This is a genomic window from Alteraurantiacibacter palmitatis (assembly GCF_037154115.1).
Taxonomy (GTDB): Bacteria; Pseudomonadota; Alphaproteobacteria; order Sphingomonadales; family Sphingomonadaceae; genus Alteraurantiacibacter; species Alteraurantiacibacter palmitatis.
The window spans coordinates 1-15,271 of sequence record NZ_JBANRO010000008.1 but is presented as its reverse complement, the minus strand read 5'-3'; the positions used below and the strand labels follow the sequence as shown (position 1 = coordinate 15,271).

The following is a 15,271-nucleotide window of genomic DNA, read 5'->3' as shown; positions in this document are numbered from 1 at the left end:
CCTGGTCGCCAGAAAATGACATTCCGGATCGACGCCCATCTGGCCCGTCAACTGTCGGAGCGTGCGCGATCCAGGCGGGTATCACAAACGGAAGTGCTCGAAGCAGCGCTCGCTTCGATGCTCACGCCTGACCAAGAGGAGCGGGTCGAGGCTGTGCTGACCAAACGGCTCGACCGGATATCACGCCAGCTTGAGCGCCTTGAATGGCATGTCGAGCTGTCGAATGAAGCGTTCGCGATCTTCGTCCGTTTCTGGCTGACCAGCAATGCTCCGCTGCCGGATGAGGCGATGCGCGCGGCACAGGCAACCGGCAAGAAGCGGTATCAGGCCTTTGTGGAGTCATTGGCGCGGCGGATGGAGGCTGGGCCGAAGCTGCGGGAGGAAGTTGAGGGTTAGGTATGCATCTAGCGCGCCTTATCCGAAGTGAGACTCAGGCGAAATGATCCTAGCCTTGTCTTTCCGTCCTTTTGCAACCCGCAAGCCGTTGATCTAAATCGCCGACCTCTGCTAGGTGAGCGGCTATGGACCTGAAAAACAAACTTTTAAAAGATCTTGACCGCACTGAGGTCGTCGAAGCGCACCTCAGTCTATCGTCTTTCACGGAGACAAAGGACCATATCGTGTACTCCAGCCTGGACGAGGTTGAGCGCGAGATGCGTCAAACTCGCGGCAACATGAACACAAAGCACTATGCTCCGGCACTTTGCGCATTCGCTTTGTTAGACCAAATCGGAAGTTGTTACGAAGACAAGGCGATGCCAGCTCATCAAGCCCAAGGCGGTGGTGCAATCCACCGCGCCCTATATTATTGGGGCGGCTTGCCCCAGCTTGGACCAGAGATAGAGGCGCTTTACGCTTTTCGTAATGGTCTCGTTCATGACGGTTCGCTGACGAGCAAGACCAAAAGAGGGCAGTGGTATATCTTTCGCTACGACGATACCATTCCTGGGCCTGTTGGTCTGGCGAATACCCCTTGGGATGGCACTGCAATAGGGATAGGTTCAGACACTTTGACAAAGATTAATAGCCGCATGCTGACCGATTTGGTGTCAAAGGCTATCTCCGGCGTGCGTGAGTGCCACAAGACGCGGCCAAATGATCTTGACGTTCTCCAAAGCCGAGATGAGATCCTTCACAAATACTGCTTCTGGCGGCGACCTTTGGCCTCAAGCGCCGACGATTGAGCTTCCAACCGATGCGCTAATCGCGCTTCTGCGTCCTAAATCATAGATCTGAAGAGGCAAAGGTAACCCAATTTTGCCGTCCATCTCGGTTGGAGAGCTCACTTGTTTGTGAGGGAGCAGGATCCGCAACCTACGCCCTTCCCTGTTTTTCTGCGCCCCACTACGACGACGCTAAATACTTGTTGAATATGCTCCTTTTCTGCGTCTCTTAATCGTCCCCGTCGAGCAGGACGAACTTGTCCCGCTCCCAAGGCGGGGTATCCGATGGGCGTTGAGCCAGTCAAAATCGAGGCACGTTCACGCGGCGCACGCATGCTGCGCACCGCGATGGGTGCATCGATCTCAACTTGGCTTGCCGATCCGCAGGTCATCGAGATCATGCTCAATCCCGATGGGCGGCTTTGGGTCGACCGTTTGGGTATGGGTCTCTCGGACAGCGGTGACCGGCTAACGGCTGCCGATGGCGAGCGCATAATCCGCTTGGTCGCCCATCATGTCGGGGCCGAAGTCCACAGCGATGCTCCCCGCGTGTCTGCGGAGTTGCCGGAAAGCGGGGAGAGGTTTGAAGGCCTTCTGCCACCGGTGGTGGCCGCACCAACCTTCGCGATCCGCAAACCTGCCGTCGCCGTGTTTCTGCTGGACGATTATGTCAGCGCCGGGATCATGGCTGCGCCGGAAGCGGCCTTGCTTCGTCAAGGCGTAGAAGACCGGCTGAATATCCTCGTGGCTGGCGGCACCGGCACCGGAAAGACGACACTCACCAACGCTCTGCTCGCCGAGGTGGCAAAGACCACGGACCGGGTTGTGCTGATTGAAGACACCCGCGAATTGCAATGCTGCGCGCCGAACCTAGTGGCGATGCGCACGAAGGACGGCGTTGCCTCGCTCTCAGATCTCGTACGATCAAGCCTGCGACTTCGCCCTGACCGGATACCGATCGGTGAGGTCCGGGGTGCTGAGGCACTTGATCTCCTCAAAGCCTGGGGGACGGGCCACCCTGGCGGGATCGGGACAATCCATGCGGGCAGCGCGATTGGTGCGCTGCGGCGCATGGAGCAATTGATCCAGGAGGCGGTGGTCACCGTCCCGCGTGCGCTCATCGCCGAAACAATCGATCTTGTCGCAGTGCTGGTCCGTGATGGGACCGGACGGCGCTTGGCCGAACTTTCGCGTGTCGAGGGGCTCGACCCTGCGACCGGTGACTATCGGCTCACCGCAGTCACTCACACCCAAGGAGATACCCCATGATCCATGCCCTCCGGCGCGGTGCTGACCGCGCTGCGCTTGCCGCTACCGGTGCCTTTGTGCTGCTCGCAACCACTACTCCGGCCTATGCCGGCGGATCGTCGATGCCGTGGGAGGCACCGCTGCAGTCGATCCTTGAGAGTATCGAAGGGCCAGTCGCCAAAATCGTTGCTGTCATCATTATCATCGTCACCGGGCTCAGCCTGGCATTCGGCGATACGTCAGGCGGCTTTCGCCGGCTCATCCAGATCGTATTCGGCCTTTCAATCGCCTTTGCCGCATCGAGTTTCTTTCTCAGCTTCTTCAGCTTCGGCGGGGGAGCACTCATCTGATGACTTCCGCGGACGACATTCCGGGCTTCTACGCACCGGTCCACCGCGCGCTTGCTGAGCCCATTCTCCTCGGTGGTGCGCCGCGAGCTTTAGCGATCGTCAACGGCACATTGGCAGGTGCCATTGGTTTTGGTTTGCGGCTGTGGCTGGCGGGGTTGGCGATTTGGGCTGTCGGTCATCTTCTATCGGTCTGGGCTGCCCGGCGCGACCCACAGTTCGTTGATGTCGCACGTCGCCACCTCAAGTATCCGACTTGGGTGCGGCCATGATGTCGCTCAGGGAATATCGGACCAAATCCGCCAGCCTCGCAGACTTCCTCCCCTGGGTCGCGCTGGTGGGGCCGGGCGTGGTGCTGAACAAGGATGGATCGTTCCAGCGCACGGCGCGCTTTCGCGGACCCGATCTCGACAGTGCCACGCCCGCCGAACTGGTGGCGGTGACCTCGCGCCTCAACAATGCCCTGCGCCGTCTGGGTTCCGGATGGGCTGTGTTTGTCGAAGCACAACGCGTGCCCGCGCAGGCCTATCCGCAGAGCAGTTTCCCGGATCCCGTCTCGGCGCTGATCGACATGGAAAGGCGCGAACAATTCCGGGAGGAGGGCGCGATTTTCGAGAGCAGCTACTACCTTACGTTGCTCTGGATGCCGCCACCGGAAGATGCAGCCCGTGCCGAAGGCTGGCTGTACGAAGGCAAAGCAGCCACCGGCGTCGACCCAACAGAGCTGGTCAAATCATTCACCGATCGCACCGACCGCGTGCTGCATCTGGTCGAAGGCTTCATGCCAGAGACTGGCTGGCTCGACGACGGCGCGACACTGACCTATCTGCACAGCACGGTTTCTACCAAGGCCCAGCGTGTTCGGGTGCCCGAAACGCCAGTCTATCTCGATGCTTTGCTGACCGATGAGCCGCTGACCGGTGGTCTCGAACCCAAACTCGGTAACGCGCATTTGCGCACGCTCACGATCACCGGCTTTCCGACGGCAACCTTTCCAGGACTGCTCGACGAGCTGAACCGGCAAGCCTTCGCCTACCGCTGGTCGACCCGCGCGATCATGCTCGACAAGACTGATGCCACCAAGCTTCTGACCAAAATCCGCCGCCAATGGTTTGCCAAGCGCAAGTCAGTCGCAGCCATCCTGAAGGAGGTGATGACCAACGAGCAATCGGTGCTCATGGACTCAGACGCTTCGAACAAGGCCGCCGATGCTGACATGGCACTGCAGGAGCTCGGCGCCGACCATGCCGGCATTGCTTATGTGACCGCTACTGTCACCGTATGGGACACCGATCCCGCGCTTGCGGCCGAGAAGCTGCGCCTGGTTGAAAAGGTCATACAGGGCCGAGATTTCACCTGCACGATCGAGGGGATGAACGCGATCGAAGCATGGCTCGGGTCACTCCCCGGCCATGTCTACGCCAATGTCCGCCAACCTCCAATTTCAACTCTCAATCTCGCCCACCTGATCCCCCTGTCAGCAGTATGGGCGGGAGCGGAACGGGACGAGCATTTCGGTGACGCCCCCTTGCTTTACGGCAAGACCGAAGGTTCGACCCCGTTCCGCCTTTCTCTTCACGTCGGCGATGTCGGCCATACCCTCATTGTCGGACCGACAGGGGCGGGGAAATCCGTGCTCCTGGCGCTTATGGCGCTCCAGTTCCGGCGGTATGCCCGCGCCCAGATCTTCGCCTTCGATTTTGGGGGATCGATCCGGGCCGCAGCGCTAGGAATGGGCGGCGACTGGCAGGATCTCGGCGGGGCACTCAGCGCCGATGACGAGGACAACAAGGCCGTTGCCCTGCAACCGCTCGCCCGCATCGACAGCCCTGGCGAACGCGCTTGGGCCGCCGAATGGCTGGCCGCCTTGCTCGCCAGCGAAGGTGTAAATGTTGACCCTGCGGCCAAAGAACATCTCTGGTCGGCGCTGACCTCACTTGCGTCGGCCCCTCCATCAGAACGCACCCTCACGGGTCTTGCCGTATTGCTGCAATCGCAGGAGCTGAAGCAAGCCCTCTCGCCCTATCTTGTAGGCGGTCCCTGGGGTCGGTTGCTCGACGCCGAACAGGAACGGCTCGGGAAAGCATCAGTGCAGGCGTTCGAGACCGAAGGCCTGATTGGTGCAACCTCGGCTGCGGCGGTTCTCGCCTATCTTTTTCACCGGATCGAAGGGCGGCTTGATGGCTCGCCCACCATGATCATCATCGATGAAGGCTGGCTCGTGCTCGACAGCCCGGCGTTTGCTGCACAGCTGCGCGAGTGGCTGAAAACGCTGCGCAAGAAGAACGCCAGCGTCATCTTCGCCACGCAGAGCCTGGCCGACATCGAAACCTCGGCAATTGCACCTGCTATCATCGAGAGCTGCCCGACGCGCATATTCCTGCCCAACGAGCGTGCCGCCGAGCCCCAGATCGCGCGGGTGTATGAACGGTTCGGCCTGAACGGTCGGCAGATCGAGATCCTTAGCCGGGCAACGCCGAAGCGCGACTATTACTGCCAGTCCCGGCGCGGCAACCGGTTGTTCGAGCTGGGCCTTGGCGAAATTGCACTCGCCTTCAGCGCCGCATCCTCCAAATCCGACCAGACGCGCATAGCCGAACTCGTTGCCGAACATGGCAGCGAAGGCTTTGCGGCGGCTTGGCTCCGGCACCGCAGCATCGAATGGGCGGCCGAGCTGCTTCGTCCCCTCCCGCCCGCATCCCAGGAGAAGGAACCCGATCAATGAAAATGCCCCTCTTTCGCCATACGGCGATGGCCGTCGGCCTTTCCGCCGCGCTGGTCAGCACCGCGATCGTGGCTGTCCCGGCCCATGCGCAGTTCGGAGGAATAGTCTATGACCCCTCCAACTATGCCCAGAATGTGATGACGGCCGCCCGGTCGCTGCAGCAGATCAACAACCAGATCCAGCAGATCCAGAATCAGGCCACGAGCCTGATCAACGAAGCGCGCAATCTGACCAGTCTGCCGATCTCGACGATTGCGACACTGCAGAGCCAAGTCGACCAGACTCGGCAGTTGCTCCACCAGGCGCAGCGGATCGCCTACGATGTGACCGACGTCCAGCAAGTGTTCAACGGTCGCTACAAGGGCTCGGCCCTGTCGGCGGGACAAGCCCAGATGGTTGCCAACGCGAATGCGCGTTGGCAGGACAGCGTCGGTGCATTCGAAGATGCGATGAAGGTGCAGGCCGGGATCGTAGGAAATCTTGGCGCGACCCGCAGCTCAATCACCACTCTGGTTGGTGCCAGCCAATCGGCCACCGGTGCCCTTCAGGCTGCACAGGCCGGTAACCAGCTGCTGGCACTGCAGACACAGCAGCTCGCCGACTTGACGGCAGCCATTGCCGCGCAAGGCCGTGCCCAATCGCTCGAAGCCGCGCGCAATGCTGCCACTGAGGCCGAAGGCCGCGAGCGCTTCCGGCGTTTCCGGACCCGCAATTGAGATGAGCCGGGTGGTCAAACTTGCCGCGGCAGCAGCATTCGGTGGCTTGCTTGTGGCGGTCGCAGTTGTTTCGACGACCCGGCCGACTGCGCCACCATCGGCTCCGATCCTCGTTCCTGACGAGGCACCGCGCCCCAATGCCTATTCTGCCGAACTCAAGCGCTGCCGGACGATCACCGTGCCGGAAGCCCCCTGCGACGCTGTCTGGGATGCCGAACGCACGCGATTTTTCCACGGAAGGGGCCGTCAGCCATGAATGACACCGGCGTAATCGACCAGTTTCTGGCGGTCTTCACCCAGTACATCGACAGTGGCTTTGGCCTGCTCGGCGGCGAAGTGGCGTTCCTCTCCTCGACCCTGATCGTCATCGATGTGACCATTGCGGCGCTTTTCTGGGCCTGGGGAACGGACGAAGATGTGCTGCAGCGGCTCATCAAGAAGACGCTCTACATCGGCACCTTCGCATTCATTATCGGCAATTTCTCTAGCCTTGCCGGGATCATGCTTCAGAGCTTTGCCGGACTCGGGCTTCAGGCCAGCGGTAGCGGCATGGCCATGGGCGATTTCATGCGCCCGGGCGTCGTTGCTGCCACCGGTCTCGACGCCGGCCAGCCCCTGCTCGATGCGACAGCGGACCTGGTTGGCCCCGTCGGTCTTTTCACCAACTTCGTGCAGATCCTGATCCTTCTGATCGCGTGGCTGATCGTCGTCATCGCGTTCTTCGTGCTGGCGATCCAGGTCTTCGTCACAATCATCGAGTTCAAGTTGGTCACCCTGGCGGGGTTTGTCCTGCTGCCTTTCGCCTTCTTCGGACGCACTGCCTTCATGGCCGAACGCGTGCTCGGCCACATCATTTCCTCCGGGATCAAGGTGCTGGTGCTGGCCGTCATCACCGGCATCGGCACGACATTGTTCGCACAGTTCATCAACGCTGGCCTGGGGGTCGAACCCGACATCCAGCAGGTCATGGCCATCGCCCTTGCCGCGTTGACGCTTCTTGGCCTAGGCATCTTCGGACCGAGCATCGCCAATGGGATCGTTGCAGGGGGCCCACAACTCGGTGCAGGAGCTGCTGCCGGAACGGCGATCGCTGCCGGCGCAACTCTCGCTGGTGGCATCGCTGGTGCGAAACTCGCCGCCGGTGCCGCAGGATCAGCCATGGCTGGTGCCGCCAGTGGCGGTGCTCGCGCCGCAGGTGGGGCTTCCGGCGCCTACTCGGCTGGGGCCGCCGGGAAGTCTGGCAGAGCTGCCGTCACCTCTGGCCTCGGCAACGTCGCAAAGTCCGCAGCAGGCGCAGCGACCTCGCCCCTTAGGCGTGCCGCCGACAACCTCAAGGCCAACTATGCTGCGGCAAGGGGAGGCGCGCCGAAAAGCGCCGCCGCAACTTTATCCTCCGAGGGCCCACCGGCTTGGGCCACTGCCATGCGGCAGCGGCAGGCGATGAGCCAGGGCGCCTCGATTGCGGCGCACACGCTCAAGGGCGGCGATAGCCACTCCAGCGGTCAAGGCCCCGACATCACTGACAAGAGCTGAATTACTCAAGAGGTCCTTCCCATGTTCCGACGCCCATCCATCCGCTATGGTACCAATCCCGAACCGATCACTCCGTACCAACGCGCAGCCCAGGTCTGGGATGACCGGATCGGTTCGGCCCGTGTTCAGGCCAAGAACTGGCGCCTCGCCTTTTTTGGCTGTCTCGTTCTCTCGGGTGGGCTCGCAGGAGGTCTGGTCTGGCAATCCGCACGCGGCACAATCACCCCTTGGGTGGTCGAGGTCGACAAATTGGGACAGGCTCAGGCCATTGCGCCGGCAGATGCCGATTTTCGTCCAACCGATCCGCAAATGGCCTTCCACCTCGCCCGGTTCATTGAGCAGGTGCGCTCCATTCCGGCCGATCCCATTGTGCTGCGGCAGGACTGGCTGAGAGCTTACGACTTCACCACTGATCGGGGCGCACAGGCACTCAATGACTATGCGCGCGGCAACGATCCATTCGCCCAAGTCGGCAAGGTCCAGGTCGCAGTGGATGTCTCAAGCGTCATCCGTGCATCGAACGACAGCTTCCGCGTCGCATGGACCGAGCGGCGCTACCAGGACGGGGCGCTGATCGAAACCTCGCGTTGGTCTGCCATTCTGACCACAGTCGTGCAGCCGCCACGTACCCCGGACGCCCTGCGAAAGAATCCGCTCGGCCTGTTTGTCAACGCCATCAACTGGTCAAAGGAGCTTAGCCAATGATCCCCCATGCGCGCGTGCTGCGCTTTTCGATCCTTCTCTCGGCAATCGCGATCGGCGGCATGCCTGTCCCCGTTTTCGCGAGCGGGGCTCCCGCACGTTCTATGGCGCAGCCGCCGGTGGCCAAACCCGAGCCCACAGACCCGCGCACACGCATCGGGCGTGCGAATGCTGCGGCGCGCGTACAACCGGAGCGGACAAGCTATTTCAATGCGATCCAGCAATATGCCTATGCTGAAGGTGCCCTGTTCCAGATTTACACCTCGCCGGGGCATGTCACCAATATCATGCTCCAGGAAGGGGAGGAGCTGGTTGGGCCGGGGCCGGTCGCGTCGGGCGATACGGTCCGCTGGATCATTGGAGATACAGTGAGCGGCAGCGGCCTCATGCGCCGCGTCCACATTTTGGTGAAGCCGACGCGGGCCGATATCAGCACCAATCTCGTGATCAACACAAATCGCCGCACCTATCACCTGGAGCTGAGCGCCACGACTTCCACCTATATGGCAGCGGTCTCATGGACCTATCCGCAGGACGCCCTGATTGCTCTGCGCAACGCTGAAGCCGAGACCGAGCGCAGCGCCCCGGTTGCCGCTGGGATCGACTTTTCGTCTCTGAGCTTTGACTATCGCTTGTCAGGAGACCGGCCGGCATGGCGACCGGTGCGTGTCTTTGATGATGGGCGGCAGGTCTTCATCGAATTTCCGGCAAGCATCGCCAACGGCGATATGCCTCCTTTGTTCGTAGTTGCTGCAGACGGTTCGGCGGAACTCGTCAATTATCGGGTGCAAGGACGCTACATGGTTGTCGACCGGTTGTTCGATAAGGCCGAGCTGCGCCTCGGTGCTGGCCGCAATGTCCGTCAGGTTCGCATCCAACGCGAAATCCCCCGCAGCAGGGGGCGGGCATGAAAACGCCATCCCATATTGATCCGCCGTCTGCCGACGAGCAGCACGAGGACGAGTCCGATAAGCTGAACGAGGAAGCCCCGGTGGCGCCGTCCAGCCCGGACGGCTTTCGCCTTGGCGGAGAGCCCCCACGCGTAATGCGGCTATCGCGCAAGGCTCTTGCAACGCTTGGCGTGGCTGCCAGCGTCGCTATTGGCGGTTCGTTAATTTACGCCCTTCAGCCCAAGACGCCTGTACCGCCGGAAAACCTCTACGATACCAACAGTCGCAATCGTGCTGATCAGGTAACGGGCGCCCCTGCAAATTATAGCGATGTCCCCAAACTAGGGCCTCCGCTACCGGGTGATCTGGGAAGGCCGATCGTCGCTGCACAACAGGATGGTCAAAATGTCCCGATCCCCCCAATCGGATCGCCAGCCAAGGACACGCCAACGCCGGATCCGAGGCGTGCAGCCGCTGAGCAGGCGCGGGAACGAGCCGCGCAGGAACGCGACAGCGCGCGAACGAGTCAGCTCTTCCTCGCTGGCGGCACTGGCAGTAGTGACAACCGCACACCTTCAGCTGGTGGTCTGCAGTCGGCAATCTCGAACGACGTCCCCGCCGCTTCTCAGGTGCCGACGCCGACCTCCAACCGCCGTGGATTTTTTGAACAGCGCGGAAGTCGCGTGACGGAAAGCCCGGAACGGATCATGCGTCTCAGCTCTCCCCATGTCGTGCAGGCTGGCAGCATCATTCCCGCAGCGCTGATCACCGGCATTCGTTCAGATCTGCCCGGCCAGATCACGGCGCAGGTGACCCAGAATGTCTATGACAGCCCGACCGGACGCATTCTGCTGATACCGCAGGGATCACGCCTGATCGGCGAGTATGACAGTGATGTCGCAGCAGGCCAGAACCGTGTGCTGCTGGCATGGGATCGGCTCATTTTTCCGGGTGGTCATTCGATCTTGCTCGACCGCCTGCCGGGCGCGGATGTCGCCGGCATGGCAGGTCTTGAAGACCGCACCGATTATCACTGGGGCAACATGCTGAAGGCCGCCCTGATTTCCACCTTATTGGGAGCAGGAACAGAACTCGTCGCCAGCGACGACAGCGACCTCGTCCGCGCGTTGCGCTTCGGGACGCAGGATACGGTCAACCAAACCGGACGGCAGGTGGTGCAACGCCAGCTCAACGTGCCGCCGACCCTGACTGTACGACCAGGGTTCGCCTTGAGGATTGTGGTCACACGCGATCTGGTCCTCGAACCATTCCAACAAGGAGTGCCCCGATGACCCGCCTTAAACTCGCTGATCTCGCAGACGAAAAGCCCGTCCGGCTTACCTTGGAAATATCAGCGCGACTGCATCGGGATCTGACGGCGTACGCGCTTGCGGTGAACGGCGGGGATCCCAAGGGCGCCCCCACAGTCGAGCGGCTCATCCCGCCCATGCTGGAGCGCTTCATCTCTACCGACCGAGGTTTCTCGAAGGCTCGAAAGTCGATTCAGGCAGGGTAGCGTTCGTTGATGAGGGTGAAAAAGCGCTGCAGAGCGGGATTTTCATTATCGTCGCGCCAGTAGACCGAAAATTCCAGCCGTGCCGTGCCGTTCTGGTCATGGATTTCCCGGAAATTGAGGTCAGGCCAGGTGACCCCTTGCGATGCTTCGGTCACCACAGTGATGAAGCGTCCGACCGATACTATGCTGAGGACGCTTTCAAGACTGGTGTCCTGGGTGATGATGTTTGGACGATAGCCCTGCTCGGTGAGGCGAGCCGAAAGGAGGTTGGCAACGATGGGCCCTATGCCGCCGCTCGGCACAACGAAAACCTCCCGCCGAAGGTCGGTCCAATAGATTCGATCATTTTCGAGCAACCGGTGGCCATCGAGAAGGGTGACCATGAGCCGATCCGACCAAACCTGGCGTGAACGGACGCCACTCTCTTCCATGCCGGTCGGTGCGACCGCGACATCGATTGTTCGTGATTGCAGGGAATGCATAAGCTTTTCAGGCCCTGCCTCCACCCCGTCGAACTGCACGTCCGGGAACCGAGTCAAATAGTCGGCAAAGGTCTGCTTGAGGTTTCCGGCCATCAACGACGAACTGTAGCCCACCGCAAGGCGGCCCTGTTCGCCATAGCTGACTGCACGTGCCGTGGTTTGCAGATTGTCGATATCCGTTAGGATGCGACGTGCGGTTTCGATGAACACTTTACCCAATTCAGTCGGCTCTGCGCCGCGGGTCGACCGGGTGAAAAGCTTGATACCGAGCTGATCTTCGAGCTGGGTGACACGCTGGCTGAGCGTTGATTGCCGCATGTGGAGAGCTGCTGCGGCTCGGGAAAGGCTACTCATTTCCGCCGTAAGAACTGCGTATCGTAATTGCCGCACCTCAATCGTCATGCTGAACCGCTCCCCTCGCTTTTTAAATCAAGAAGTTGAGCCAGCGTCCAGCCATATTCGTAATGAGATAATAGTTAGGCTGGGATACGCGAGATACGTTTCATCCGAAGACAGAAACTCACTGCCAAGAAACTGTTACTGCCCCTATCGCCCAAAGCGAGCTAATAGGGTCAGTTGCCGTTCACTATGACAAAAAGATGTGGCTACTCTACGGCCTTCTCCGAAAACCCGAGAGTGTTCGCATTCTCGATGAGGGTCCGAACTTTCGCACGGTCCAGGCCACCCGGCACTTCAGCATCGATTTCAAGCCGCAAAGTTACCTTGCTTCCGGGGAGCGTGGTCAATTGCTCAACAATCGCCTCAACAATCTGATGCATGTCGCGGGCCGGACGGTCGGGCGAAATTGCAACTACACCACTGAACCGGGTCGGGTTGCGCTCGGACGGTGTGGGGGTAGAGGTCGGCAGCGCATGGGCCTGCTCCCCCGGCATTGTAGGTGCCCCTGCTTGCGGTGCACCGAAATCGGTCGCTGACGGTTCTGCAGGCTTTGGCCTATGAGCTTCGGCTGCGTCCGGCTTTATGATCACGCTATCGCCATCAATGACGACCATGGCATTGTTGGCATGATCGATGGCCAAGCCAAGATAAGCGCCCGCAGCTTCATCCCATCGTTCCGCATAGGCGAAGGGGCCAGGCAACATTCCGGCTACAGCTGACTGTACCGATCGGATCAGCACGTCCTGATTCTTGAGACGCGGCAGGTAGATATAGCGATTGAGGTATTCCCTCAGGTCTCGGAGCGAGAGATGGGGTTTCCCGTTCCAGATGTACTTCTGAAGGTCGCGATCTAGCCTCGTGGGTCCGAGTTCGGTCAGCAGACCCTCCTCGCCGACCAACTTCTTGCTGGCGCGCGCCAGCAGTCCGTCCTGAGCAGGGATCTTACCTGACACCCATTCGACTTCAGATTGCGCGCTCTCCTGCGCCGGGTAGTGCAAATAACACCACGCCTCCTTGAGGCGGGTTTTCACCGTTTCATTGGCTTCGGTCAGCTTTGTCTTTGCAAGCGCGCTATCACTCTGCGTGAGGTTCAGGCGGTCTGTGTCGCGGACGATCTCGGTCCAAGCAAGCCAAGCCCGCACCGCATCTTTGAGATTGTCGAGCTGGCGCGCGTCGGCAGAAATGAAGACCAGCATATTTCGATACACCCGCGGCGTGCTTCCGCGCTGTAAGAGTATCTCTTTCGCTTCGGTCAAGGCTTCCGAACCGTCCCGGCCATTGTGGGCATGCGCCACCCCGAGAACCACAGCACGGACACCGCCTGCCTCGTCGGGCACTTCGGCGGAGCCGGATGGGGCCACCTGAACCGCATCGAAGTGTCCCCGGTCCGCCAAGGCGTTCACGTACTTGGTGAGTTCCGCGTCGATCGTCACATCGACCAGCGCGGACTCGATCTGCGCAGCCCGGTCGGTCGCAATGCGGTTGAGGCTGGCCGACATGGAATACCAATAGCGACCCAGATCCGCATGCATGAACTTCGCTTGGTTCGTCAGCCGCCTCAGGGCGTCGCCGAAAATCGCAGGACGCTCCCCGGGCTGTACAACGCCGAGGTTGATCTGCTTGTCGTCCAACCCGGTATTCTGCTGCTGGTGCGTTGGTGCGGTGCCCATGAAGATCGCTCGGGCGACGCGCCGTGTGGCCGAATAGCGGTTCAAGTTCGGGGCCGATTGATCGATCTTGTAAGGCGTCGATGCGGTTCCATCCACGTCGCCCGCGATGATCGACTGCCAGCTGAGATCAAGGTAGTGAAGCAGCTCCGGCTCGACGCGGGGGGAACTGACCGCAACGCTGCCGGGCATGATCATCACCGAAGGGTCGCCGCTCATCCACAGCTCGTGGATCGCCTGAGCCATCAGTCGCAGCACGCCGCGCGTTCGCTGAAATTTCTCCAGCGAACCCCAGCTGGTGTAGAGCTGGTCAAACAATTCAGGGTGGATCGGATAGGCTTTTTCCAGCTTGCGCCGATAGTCTTCATCAGCACAGCCTTGCGGGAAATCGTTGGTGTTCTCCCGGTAGAGCTTGGCGAATTGCTTCAGCGTATTGTCGCGATGATGGAACTTGTCGCCCGAGATTTCCTTGAACAGGCGTCGGCGAACAATCTCGTAGCTTTCTTCCTGGCTTGCGGGACGCCAAGACGATTCTACGCGGCTGAACGTCTGCTTCAGGCGCGCCAATGCCTCTTGGCCGCCTTCGCCGCCCACTTCAATTTGAGACGCCGGCAGCGATGCCACCAGTAGCGTTCCTGGGCTCGCCTTTACCGCCTCAGTGAGCGACTGGACGAAGGACAGGTTGGCATCGAACGATCCTGAGGGAAGGCCCTCGACCTTGTAGATCTGGCGGAGATAGGCGACCCATTCGTCAATCAGGATCAGGCACGGTGCGCACTTCCTGAAAATTTCCTCGAGCAGGTGCGAACCCGGTGCGATGCCGTTGGCGTCGTTTTCCGCGATCATGTCGAAGGCTTCCGCACCTCCGAGCTGCCATGCGAGTTCGCCCCAGGTCGTCCGGATCTTGCGACCGCCATCGGCATTGAGCACGTCTTGCGGGCCGCGCGAGGTGCCGACAAGCACGGCTCGGTTGATGCCGTCAGGAACGCTCAGCCTCTCGCGTTCGAGCAGCTGGTCGAGACCGGAAAGGTCTTGAACCGGCGTTGGTCCCGCCATGTGATAGAGCGCCAGCATCGAGTGGGTCTTGCCCCCACCAAAGTTGGTCTGCAGTTCGACGACCGGATCACCGCCGTTACCAGATAGGCGCTTGGCCGCACCCAGAAGCAGCGTGCTTAGGCCTTCGGTCAGGTATGTGCGACTGAAGAACTGCTTCGGATCGCGGTATTCTGCTGGCGCGCTGCCCGAATGCACCTTTGCAAGGTCGGCCGCGAATTCGGCCTGCTGAAATTCCCCGGTCGCTACGTCCTGATGCGGTTCGACCACCTCGCGCCACGGCAGCAGTCCGGCCACAGTCTCCACCGAGATTTCGAGGCGCTGGGTCTTCCGGCGCTCTTCATTTCGCGCCAGCTCTGAAAACTTGATGCGCAGGATGGTGTCGCGCATCTTGCCGATCTGTTCGGCCACTTCCCCTGCGCTGATCGCCTCCATCAGCCTGCGCATGGAATCGAGTGCGCGTTCGGCATCGTCGTAGGTGAAGTTCTCGTTGTGCGAGAGCTTATTGCGGGCAGCGACAAGTTCGTTGACCAGGGCGCGCTCAGCACGGCCCAGAACCGCCTTGAACGCCTCGGCCCAATATCGGTCCATGCAATTGAACAGCGCTGCCTGGTCCCATCCGATCGTCCCAGTACTGTTGGGCCGCAGGTTCAACCGCTCGGCGACCTCAATCTGCCAATGGCCCTTGAGGGAACTCTCAAGGCGCTTTTCCACGAAGGGAGCCAGCGCGGCCGGAAGCAGTTCCATGCCTTCTGGTCTGAGCCCCTAGATTTCTTCCAGTGATAAGTAGAGTCCGGCCCTGAGAAGGAGACGGACGAATGAAGCGGAGC

15 protein-coding genes are annotated in these 15,271 nt (G+C 60.8%); 13 read left to right on the top strand and 2 right to left on the bottom strand.

All coding sequences use genetic code 11. The features are described 5' to 3' along the window. The first annotated feature begins 15 nt into the window (after positions 1-15). From WFP44_RS10770 to WFP44_RS10710, 13 genes are all read left to right on the top strand, one after another. Positions 16-396, top strand: a complete 381-nt coding sequence (locus WFP44_RS10770) for a CopG family transcriptional regulator (protein ID WP_377923082.1) — start codon at positions 16-18, stop codon at positions 394-396. A 125-nt stretch (positions 397-521) separates the two neighbouring features. Continuing rightward, the gene (locus WFP44_RS10765) at positions 522-1,184 is read left to right on the top strand and encodes a hypothetical protein (protein ID WP_336926571.1); all 663 of its coding nucleotides are present in this window, start codon (positions 522-524) and stop codon (positions 1,182-1,184) included. A 264-nt stretch (positions 1,185-1,448) separates the two neighbouring features. Further along, positions 1,449-2,432, top strand: coding sequence for a P-type conjugative transfer ATPase TrbB (gene trbB / locus WFP44_RS10760; protein ID WP_336926570.1), 984 nt, complete (start codon positions 1,449-1,451; stop codon positions 2,430-2,432). Continuing rightward, entirely contained in the window at positions 2,429-2,761 is a 333-nt protein-coding gene (locus WFP44_RS10755) for a TrbC/VirB2 family type IV secretion system protein (RefSeq protein ID WP_336926569.1), read from the top strand. Before trbB ends, WFP44_RS10755 begins: the two co-directional genes overlap by 4 nt. Continuing rightward, complete coding sequence (locus WFP44_RS10750; protein WP_336926568.1) at positions 2,761-3,030, top strand: VirB3 family type IV secretion system protein; 270 nt, start codon at positions 2,761-2,763, stop codon at positions 3,028-3,030. The genes WFP44_RS10755 and WFP44_RS10750 overlap by 1 nt, the downstream gene beginning before the upstream one ends. Beyond that, complete coding sequence (gene trbE, locus WFP44_RS10745; protein WP_336926567.1) at positions 3,027-5,483, top strand: conjugal transfer protein TrbE; 2,457 nt, start codon at positions 3,027-3,029, stop codon at positions 5,481-5,483. Before WFP44_RS10750 ends, trbE begins: the two co-directional genes overlap by 4 nt. A gap of 26 nt (positions 5,484-5,509) precedes the next feature. Continuing rightward, the gene (trbJ, locus tag WFP44_RS10740) at positions 5,510-6,199 is read left to right on the top strand and encodes a P-type conjugative transfer protein TrbJ (protein ID WP_336926706.1); all 690 of its coding nucleotides are present in this window, start codon (positions 5,510-5,512) and stop codon (positions 6,197-6,199) included. Then, positions 6,141-6,455, top strand: coding sequence for a putative entry exclusion protein TrbK-alt (trbK-alt, locus tag WFP44_RS10735; protein ID WP_336926566.1), 315 nt, complete (start codon positions 6,141-6,143; stop codon positions 6,453-6,455). Before trbJ ends, trbK-alt begins: the two co-directional genes overlap by 59 nt. Beyond that, a complete protein-coding gene (trbL, locus tag WFP44_RS10730) occupies positions 6,452-7,732 on the top strand; it encodes a P-type conjugative transfer protein TrbL (protein WP_336926565.1) in 1,281 nt (426 codons plus the stop codon). The genes trbK-alt and trbL overlap by 4 nt, the downstream gene beginning before the upstream one ends. A gap of 21 nt (positions 7,733-7,753) precedes the next feature. After that, positions 7,754-8,437, top strand: a complete 684-nt coding sequence (trbF, locus tag WFP44_RS10725; RefSeq protein ID WP_336926564.1) for a conjugal transfer protein TrbF — start codon at positions 7,754-7,756, stop codon at positions 8,435-8,437. Further along, entirely contained in the window at positions 8,434-9,345 is a 912-nt protein-coding gene (gene trbG, locus WFP44_RS10720) for a P-type conjugative transfer protein TrbG (RefSeq protein WP_336926563.1), read from the top strand. Before trbF ends, trbG begins: the two co-directional genes overlap by 4 nt. Continuing rightward, complete coding sequence (locus tag WFP44_RS10715; RefSeq protein ID WP_336926562.1) at positions 9,342-10,616, top strand: TraB/TrbI/VirB10 family type IV secretion system protein; 1,275 nt, start codon at positions 9,342-9,344, stop codon at positions 10,614-10,616. The genes trbG and WFP44_RS10715 overlap by 4 nt, the downstream gene beginning before the upstream one ends. Then, a complete protein-coding gene (locus tag WFP44_RS10710; protein ID WP_336926561.1) occupies positions 10,613-10,840 on the top strand; it encodes a DUF2274 domain-containing protein in 228 nt (75 codons plus the stop codon). Before WFP44_RS10715 ends, WFP44_RS10710 begins: the two co-directional genes overlap by 4 nt. Here the strand turns inward: WFP44_RS10710 and WFP44_RS10705 are convergent. After that, complete coding sequence (locus WFP44_RS10705; RefSeq protein ID WP_336926560.1) at positions 10,828-11,724, bottom strand: LysR family transcriptional regulator; 897 nt, start codon at positions 11,722-11,724, stop codon at positions 10,828-10,830. The genes WFP44_RS10710 and WFP44_RS10705 overlap by 13 nt on opposite strands. Positions 11,725-11,927: 203 nt before the next feature. After that, positions 11,928-15,188, bottom strand: a complete 3,261-nt coding sequence (locus tag WFP44_RS10700) for a DUF499 domain-containing protein (protein ID WP_336926559.1) — start codon at positions 15,186-15,188, stop codon at positions 11,928-11,930. Positions 15,189-15,271 lie beyond the last annotated feature (83 nt).